Source organism: Pseudomaricurvus sp. (genome assembly GCF_965662505.1).
Classification (GTDB): domain Bacteria; phylum Pseudomonadota; class Gammaproteobacteria; order Pseudomonadales; family Cellvibrionaceae; genus Pseudomaricurvus.
Window position 1 is genome coordinate 1 of the sequence record NZ_CBFIHX010000143.1, and the last position, 7,173, is coordinate 7,173.

The window sequence follows — 7,173 nt, forward strand, 5'->3', positions numbered from 1 at the left end:
TTGCGATCCTTGTCGGCAGAGCAGTTTGTGCAGCAAATTCTGGTGGACGGCCTGGGTGTGAAGCATCTGATTGTTGGCGATGATTTCCGTTTTGGCATGGATCGCAGTGGCGGTTACGGCTATCTCTGCAAAGCCGGTCAAACTCACGGTTTTGAGGTGAGTGATACCGACACCTTCGAGGTGGATGGTGAGCGGGTCAGCAGTACTCGCATTCGCCGTGAGCTGGAACAGGCGAATTTTGACAAGGCCGCTGAGTTATTAGGTAAGCCTTATACCATCAGTGGGCACGTTGGTTACGGTCAGCAGTTGGGGCGTACTCTGGGTGTGCCCACCGCCAATGTGCATTTGCATCGCTATCGTTCGCCGTTGCAGGGCGTATTTGCGGTTCGCGCGGCTTTGGCTGATGGACGTGTCTGCAATGGTGTTGCCAATGTGGGCGTACGACCCACCATTGGCGAGAAGATCAAGCCGATACTGGAAGTCCATCTGCTTGATTTTAAAGACTCGCTGTATGGCGAGGTTATGACTGTAGAGTTTTTGCACAAGCTGCGTGACGAGCAAAAGTTTGACTCGCTGGAATTGCTGAAAGCGCAAATATACCGGGACATTGACGAAGCGAAGATGTATTTCGCTGGCGAATCTGTTTCCTGATCAGAAATAAATAGATGGCTGGCTTATGTTCAGCCAAATGAATATCAAACGACAGTTGTTGGAAATATGACCGATTACAAACCGACGTTAAATCTCCCGAAAACAGGGTTCGCCATGAAAGCCAATCTGGCGCAGCGCGAGCCTGGCATGCTGAAGAAATGGCAGGATGGAAAACTGTATGAGTCCATTCGTGCTGCCCGTGCCGGTCGGGATCAGTTTATTCTTCACGATGGCCCTCCTTACGCCAACGGTGATATTCACATCGGTCACTCGGTCAACAAAATTCTGAAAGATATCATCATCAAGTCAAAAACCATGAGCGGCTTTGACGCCCCTTATGTGCCTGGCTGGGATTGTCACGGTCTGCCGATTGAGCATAATGTTGAAAAGAAAGTCGGTAAAGCCGGTGCCAAAGTCGATTTCAAAACGTTTCGCCAGAAATGTCGCGACTACGCGGCGCGTCAGGTGGAAGGCCAGAAAAAAGACTTCGTTCGTCTCGGTATTCTGGGTGAGTGGGACAATCCTTATCTGACCATGGATTACGGCTTTGAAGCCGATATTATTCGGGCGCTCGGCCAGATCGTCGAGAACGGCCACCTGCGCAAAGGGTTCAAGCCAGTCTACTGGAGTGTGGTAGGCGGATCTGCGTTGGCCGAAGCGGAAGTGGAGTATCAGGACAAGGTGTCCAGCTCCATTGATGTGCGCTACAAGGTGGCGGATCTGGATGTGCTCTCTCAAGCGATTCCTGAGCTGAGCGGCGATGGTGATGTGTCGGTGGTGATCTGGACGACCACCCCCTGGACTTTGCCTTCCAGTCAGGCGGTAAGTCTGAATGCCGATCTGGATTATGTGGTGGTGCAAGCGGGCAATGAGCGTCTGCTGATGGCTGAAGCCCTGTACGAATCTGTTTTGTCTCGCGCCGGTATCGAAGATTACCGTGTGGTGGGACGTGTTCAGGGGCAGGCACTGGAAAGCCTGGCGTTGCAGCATCCGTTTTATGATAAGCAGGTGCCCGTGCTCTTGGGCGATCACGTGACCACGGATGCCGGTACCGGCTGTGTTCATACGGCTCCGGATCACGGTGTAGACGATTTTAATGTGGGTGCCAAGTACGGCATCGGCACACTGAATTATGTGGATGACAATGGCGTGTACCGTGATGGCGTGGAGCTGTTCGCCGGTGAGCACGTCTATAAAGTCGATGAAAAAATTCTGGCAACGTTGGAAGAGCATGGCGCACAGCTGTATCAAACCAAGCTGACGCACAGCTACCCGCATTGCTGGCGGACTAAAACGCCGCTGATTTATCGCGCCACGCCGCAGTGGTTTGTCAGTATGACCAAGAATAATCTGCTGGGCGATGTGAAAAAAGCCGTCGACGGCGTGCAGTGGATTCCCGATTGGGGTCGCGCGCGCATCGACAGCATGCTGGATTCCAGTCCGGACTGGTGTATCTCCCGTCAGCGTACCTGGGGTGTACCTATTGCACTGTTTGTCCATAAAGAGTCTCAGGAGTTGCATCCAAAGACAGCTGAATTGATCGAAGCCGTTGCCAAGAAGGTCGAGCAGGAAGGGATGGACGCCTGGTTCGAGCTGGATGCTGCCGAGCTGCTGGGTGACGAAGCGGAAAACTACTCCAAAGTCACCGATACGCTGGATGTCTGGTTTGATTCTGGTGTGACTCACTATGCTGTTCTCAAGAAGCGCGATTACCTGCGTTTCCCGGCGGATCTGTATTTGGAAGGCTCGGATCAGCATCGCGGTTGGTTCCAGTCGTCTCTGAAAACATCCATGGCCATGAACGGCGTGCCGCCTTACAAGCAGGTGCTGACTCACGGATTTACGGTGGATGAGAAAGGCCACAAGATGTCCAAGTCACTGGGCAACGTGATGTCTCCACAGAAGGTGGTGAACGAGCTGGGTGCCGATGTGCTGCGCTTGTGGGTGTCTGCGACCGATTTCAGTGGAGAGATGAAGGTCTCTGACGAGATCCTGAAACGCACGGCTGATTCTTATCGTCGTATTCGCAACACAGCCCGTTTCCTGCTGTCTAACCTGAATGGTTTTGATCCGGCAACGGATGCCATGCAGCCTGAAGATATGCTGGCATTGGACCGCTACGCCATGGAGCGCGCAGCTCAGTTGCAGGAAGAAATTGTAGCGGCTTACAACAGTTACAACTTCCACAGTATTTATCAGAAGCTGCACAACTATTGTGTGGTGGATCTGGGTGGTTTCTATTTGGATATCATCAAAGATCGTCAGTACACCACCAAGTCCGACAGTGTGGCTCGTCGCTCTGCACAAACAGCGCTGTACCACATCATCGAGGCGTTCACTCGCTGGATCGCTCCGATCCTGAGTTTCACGGCGGATGAGTTGTGGGGCCAGATGCCTGGTGATCGTGCTGGCAATGTGTTTATTGCCGAGTGGTATGATCTGCCACGGCTGCCGAAAGATGTACCCATGACCGGTGAGTACTGGACCTTCATTGCTGAGGTAAAAGATGCGGTCAATAAAGTGATCGAATCCAAGCGTGGCGAAGGCGTCATCGGCGGCTCTTTGGAGGCGGATATCACCTTGTGCTGTGATGGTGAGTTGGCAGAGCAGCTCAATGCTTTGCAAGATGAACTGCGTTTTGTGCTGATTGCTTCCGCAGCGAAGGTGTCTGCGGCATCTGTTGAAGGTGCAGAAGCCACCGATGTGGAAGGGCTGTCAGTATTGATCACCAAAGCGGATGGCGAAAAGTGTGCGCGTTGCTGGCATGTGAGAGAGGATGTAGGTTCTCAACCTGAACATGAAGACATCTGTGGCCGTTGCGTCGAGAACGTTGCGGGCGACGGTGAACAGCGCCAATTTGCCTGATTAGGTTGCCTCTTCCAACATTTAAGAACACAAGATAGAACTTATGATGGTAAAAACATCGGTGTGGAAATGGTACGGTCTGGCAATTCTGGTGATCGCGCTGGATCAAATCAGTAAACATTGGGTCAGTGCGACGTTCACTTACGGTCAGCCGTGGGTGATTACCGACTTTTTCAACTTCACCTTGCTCCACAACAAGGGTGCCGCCTTCAGTTTTCTGAGTGATGCCGGAGGCTGGCAGCGTTGGTTCTTTGGTTTGATTGCCGGAGTTGTCAGTGTCGTATTGGTCGTGTGGATGGCGCGGGTAGAAACAGCTCAGCGCTGGATGTTAGTTGCTCTGGCGCTGGTGCTCGGTGGGGCGATTGGCAATCTGTATGATCGGGTTGTTCTCGGATACGTGGTGGACTTTATTGTTGTGCACTATCAGCACCACTACTGGCCCGCCTTTAATATTGCCGATAGCGCCATTTGCGTAGGCGCCGGTATGTTGATTGTTGATTCGTTCCGCTCACCTAAAAAGGATGAGTTGTCGGTCCAGTCAAATGATAAACAGATTTAAATGAAGTGTGAATATGACGAATATAGCCATAGATGAAGGCACAGAAGTAACTCTGCATTTTGCCCTGAAGTTGGAAAACGGCGATGTGATTGATTCCAATTTCAACAGCAAGCCAGCCACCTTTGTAGTTGGTGACGGTAACTTGCTGCCTGGTTTTGAGCGGGCATTGACTGGAATGGTTGCAGGTGACAAGAATACCTTCGTGATCAAACCGGAAGACGGCTTCGGTCAATCGAACCCAAACAATATGCAGGTCATGCCTCGCGATCAGTTTGATGACGAGGTAGAGTTGGTAGAGGGTTTAATGTTGTCGTTCGCGGATGCTCAAAAAGCCGAGCTGCCTGGCATTGTGGCTTCGTTCGACGATGAGACCGTTACTGTCGATTTCAATCACCCGCTGGCCGGGCGTGATATTCTGTTTGAAGTTGAGATTTTGGGGGTTTCCCCGGCGGTGACACATTAATCTCCGTCACAGATTAAACGAGGGATTGATTAAATATGACAGTACAGGATGTGCAAACAGAGGCCCGAATGGTATGGCTGCCGAAGTAGAGATTAACCTCGCCAACCCCCGCGGATTTTGCGCCGGGGTCGATCGTGCTATTGATATCGTCAATCGTGCACTGGACGTCTTTGGTGCGCCTATCTATGTGCGTCACGAAGTGGTTCACAATAAATTTGTCGTGGACAGCTTGCGCGATCGCGGAGCGGTTTTCGTCGAAGAGCTGGAAGAAGTGCCCGATGACGTCATCGTCATCTTCAGTGCTCACGGTGTTTCGCAAGCTGTACGCACAGAGGCGGATCGTCGCAGCCTGAAAGTGTTTGATGCGACCTGCCCGCTGGTGACCAAAGTCCATATGGAAGTCACTCGTTTCTCGCAGGAAGGAGCCGAGTGTGTTCTGATCGGACATCAGGGGCACCCCGAGGTAGAAGGCACCATGGGGCAGTACGACCACGCCCACGGCGGCGAAATCTATCTGGTGGAAAACGAGGCAGACGTCGCCAAGCTGGATGTCAAAAACCCGGATAAGCTGAGCTTTGTGACTCAGACCACCTTGTCCATGGACGATACCGCCAAGGTAATCGATGCGTTGCGAGAGCGTTTCCCCCAAATCGCCGGGCCGCGCAAAGACGATATTTGCTACGCCACCCAAAACCGTCAAGATGCCGTCAAGCAGCTGGCTCTTGAGAATGATTTGGTATTGGTAGTAGGTTCTCCTAATAGCTCCAACTCGAACCGTCTGAAAGAACTGGCTGAACGCTGCGGCGCCACCTCATATCTGATTGATGGTGCTGAAGACATACAGCCGGAATGGCTGCACGGTAAAAAAGCGGTAGGCATCACCGCGGGGGCTTCGGCGCCGGAAGTCCTGGTGCAAGCCGTGATCCAGCGCCTGAGAGACTGCGGTGCTACTCCAGCAGTGGAAGTGCATGGTATCGAAGAGAACGTTCGTTTCTCTCTACCGAAAGAGCTGCGGTAACCCCAAAAGCCCCGAAATTCGCCCTTCCTGAAAAATGTGACCAATATCACAAGGCTGCTTATTATAAGCAGCCTTTTTTATATAACCTCTCCGCTCGTCGGGTAAGATGAGCTTTTATCCCCTTGTGAGCGATTATTCGATGGTCGTTTGGTATATCTGACACTATGAAAAAGATAAATGTTGGTTTTACCCTGATTGAACTGATAGTCGTGATGGCGATTGCTGCAATTTTGTTGCTTGTTGCGGTGCCTTCTTATCAGAACATGATTGAAAAAAATAACGTGGAGTCAGCCCAGGAAGCTCTTGCCCGGAGTATAGCGTTGGCAAGACAAGAGGCTATAAGTCGCAATACCACCGTTTCTGTTTGCCGTAGTGCAGATGGCGCCAGTTGTGCAGCAGCGGGTGAGTGGAATCAAGGCTGGATTGTTTTTCTGGATAACGACAGCAGTGGTACCGCGGGTGTTGTGAATGCCGCTGAAGAAATCTTGCGTGTGTACCAGAGCATTCCTGCCAATTACGGTCTGCAAGGCAGTGCGGCATTTGTGCAGTTTGGTAATAAAGGCACAATTCAGCTTCCTGCTGCGGGTACGCCCACTTTTGAAGTGTGCTCACCATCCGATGATTATCTTCGGGGCATTATGCTGTTGCGCTCGGGAAGAGGCGTGACTTCAAGGCTGGATGCTTCTGGTGATTACTACATTCAAGTTGATAATAATGGCGACCCGGTTGCCATTTCCTGCTCTTAAGGAATCTGCGTATGAGCAAGTGCAAGCAAAGTGGTTTCGCGCTGCTGGAAGTGATGGTAGGGCTGTTTGTGTTGGGGGTTGGCTTGCTGGGCATGGCCAGTTTGCAGAACCAGGCCGTACGCTTAAATAACAGCGCCCACCTTTACAGCCAGGCCTCATATTTGGCCTCTGATATGGTCGAAAGAATAAGAGCGAATCGTCAAAAGAGAGATGACTACGATCTTTTCTTTAGTGACACTGTTACTGCAGCTACCGACTGTGGGGTCAGCCAGTGTACCTCTGAGCAGTTGAAAGAATGGGATCAGTCGCAGTGGCTCGCGGACTTGGCGGATCAGCTTCCTCAGGGGGACGGCGAGGTTGATATTGATGGTAACACGGTGACCGTTAAGGTTCGCTTCGATGATGATATGGGGGGGCAGTCTGCTGCTCAGTCTGCTCAGGCCAGTGTGAAGGATGGTCTGGTTCAATTGCAACTTGATAGTCAGATATAACAATTATGAATACATATTTTGCGCCGCCGTGCGCCCGCCAGCAGGGTTTGTCGTTGGTAGAGTTGCTGGTTTCTATGCTGGTTGTTTCCATTATTTTGGCTGGTGTTGTCCAGCTGTTGTTGGATAACCGTTCCAAGTTTCGTTTGAATAATGAAATTGCTTATATCCAGGAAAACGTCCGCTTTGCCATGGATGAGCTGGGCTATGAGCTCAAAATGGCAGGCTACAACGGCTGTGGTGCATCAGCCAACGTCGCTAACGTTGTCGATGGAACAGATACTTTTTATAACGGCTTTGGTGTCGAAGGTTGGGATGGCAGTGAGTCTCAGGCTAATTTCCCCTCTGCCTTTTCTGGTGATTTGTGGGCGTCGGGAAATGTG

General features: G+C 51.6%; 8 protein-coding genes. All 8 read left to right on the forward strand.

From position 1 onward, the window contains the following. Positions 1-651 (forward strand): riboflavin biosynthesis protein RibF (ribF, locus tag ACTG33_RS15010; protein ID WP_439136038.1); only part of this gene is annotated, 651 nt, incomplete at its 5' end. Between the two features lie 66 nt (positions 652-717). After that, on the forward strand, positions 718-3,516 hold the full coding sequence (ileS, locus tag ACTG33_RS15015; RefSeq protein ID WP_439136039.1) for an isoleucine--tRNA ligase: 2,799 nt from the start codon (positions 718-720) through the stop codon (positions 3,514-3,516). 43 nt (positions 3,517-3,559) lie between these two features. Then, positions 3,560-4,075 carry a signal peptidase II gene (gene lspA / locus ACTG33_RS15020; RefSeq protein ID WP_439136040.1) on the forward strand — a complete coding sequence of 172 codons (516 nt, stop codon included), beginning with the start codon at positions 3,560-3,562 and terminating at the stop codon, positions 4,073-4,075. A 13-nt stretch (positions 4,076-4,088) separates the two neighbouring features. Continuing rightward, positions 4,089-4,538 carry an FKBP-type peptidyl-prolyl cis-trans isomerase gene (locus ACTG33_RS15025; protein ID WP_439136041.1) on the forward strand — a complete coding sequence of 150 codons (450 nt, stop codon included), beginning with the start codon at positions 4,089-4,091 and terminating at the stop codon, positions 4,536-4,538. A 73-nt stretch (positions 4,539-4,611) separates the two neighbouring features. After that, entirely contained in the window at positions 4,612-5,556 is a 945-nt protein-coding gene (gene ispH / locus ACTG33_RS15030) for a 4-hydroxy-3-methylbut-2-enyl diphosphate reductase (RefSeq protein ID WP_439136042.1), read from the forward strand. Positions 5,557-5,720: 164 nt separating this feature from the next. After that, positions 5,721-6,302: a GspH/FimT family pseudopilin gene (locus ACTG33_RS15035; protein WP_439136043.1), complete on the forward strand. Its 582-nt coding sequence runs from the start codon at positions 5,721-5,723 to the stop codon at positions 6,300-6,302. 11 nt (positions 6,303-6,313) lie between these two features. After that, entirely contained in the window at positions 6,314-6,793 is a 480-nt protein-coding gene (pilV, locus tag ACTG33_RS15040) for a type IV pilus modification protein PilV (protein WP_439136044.1), read from the forward strand. A gap of 5 nt (positions 6,794-6,798) precedes the next feature. Further along, the coding region (locus ACTG33_RS15045; protein WP_439136045.1) for a PilW family protein at positions 6,799-7,173 on the forward strand (375 nt) is incomplete at its 3' end.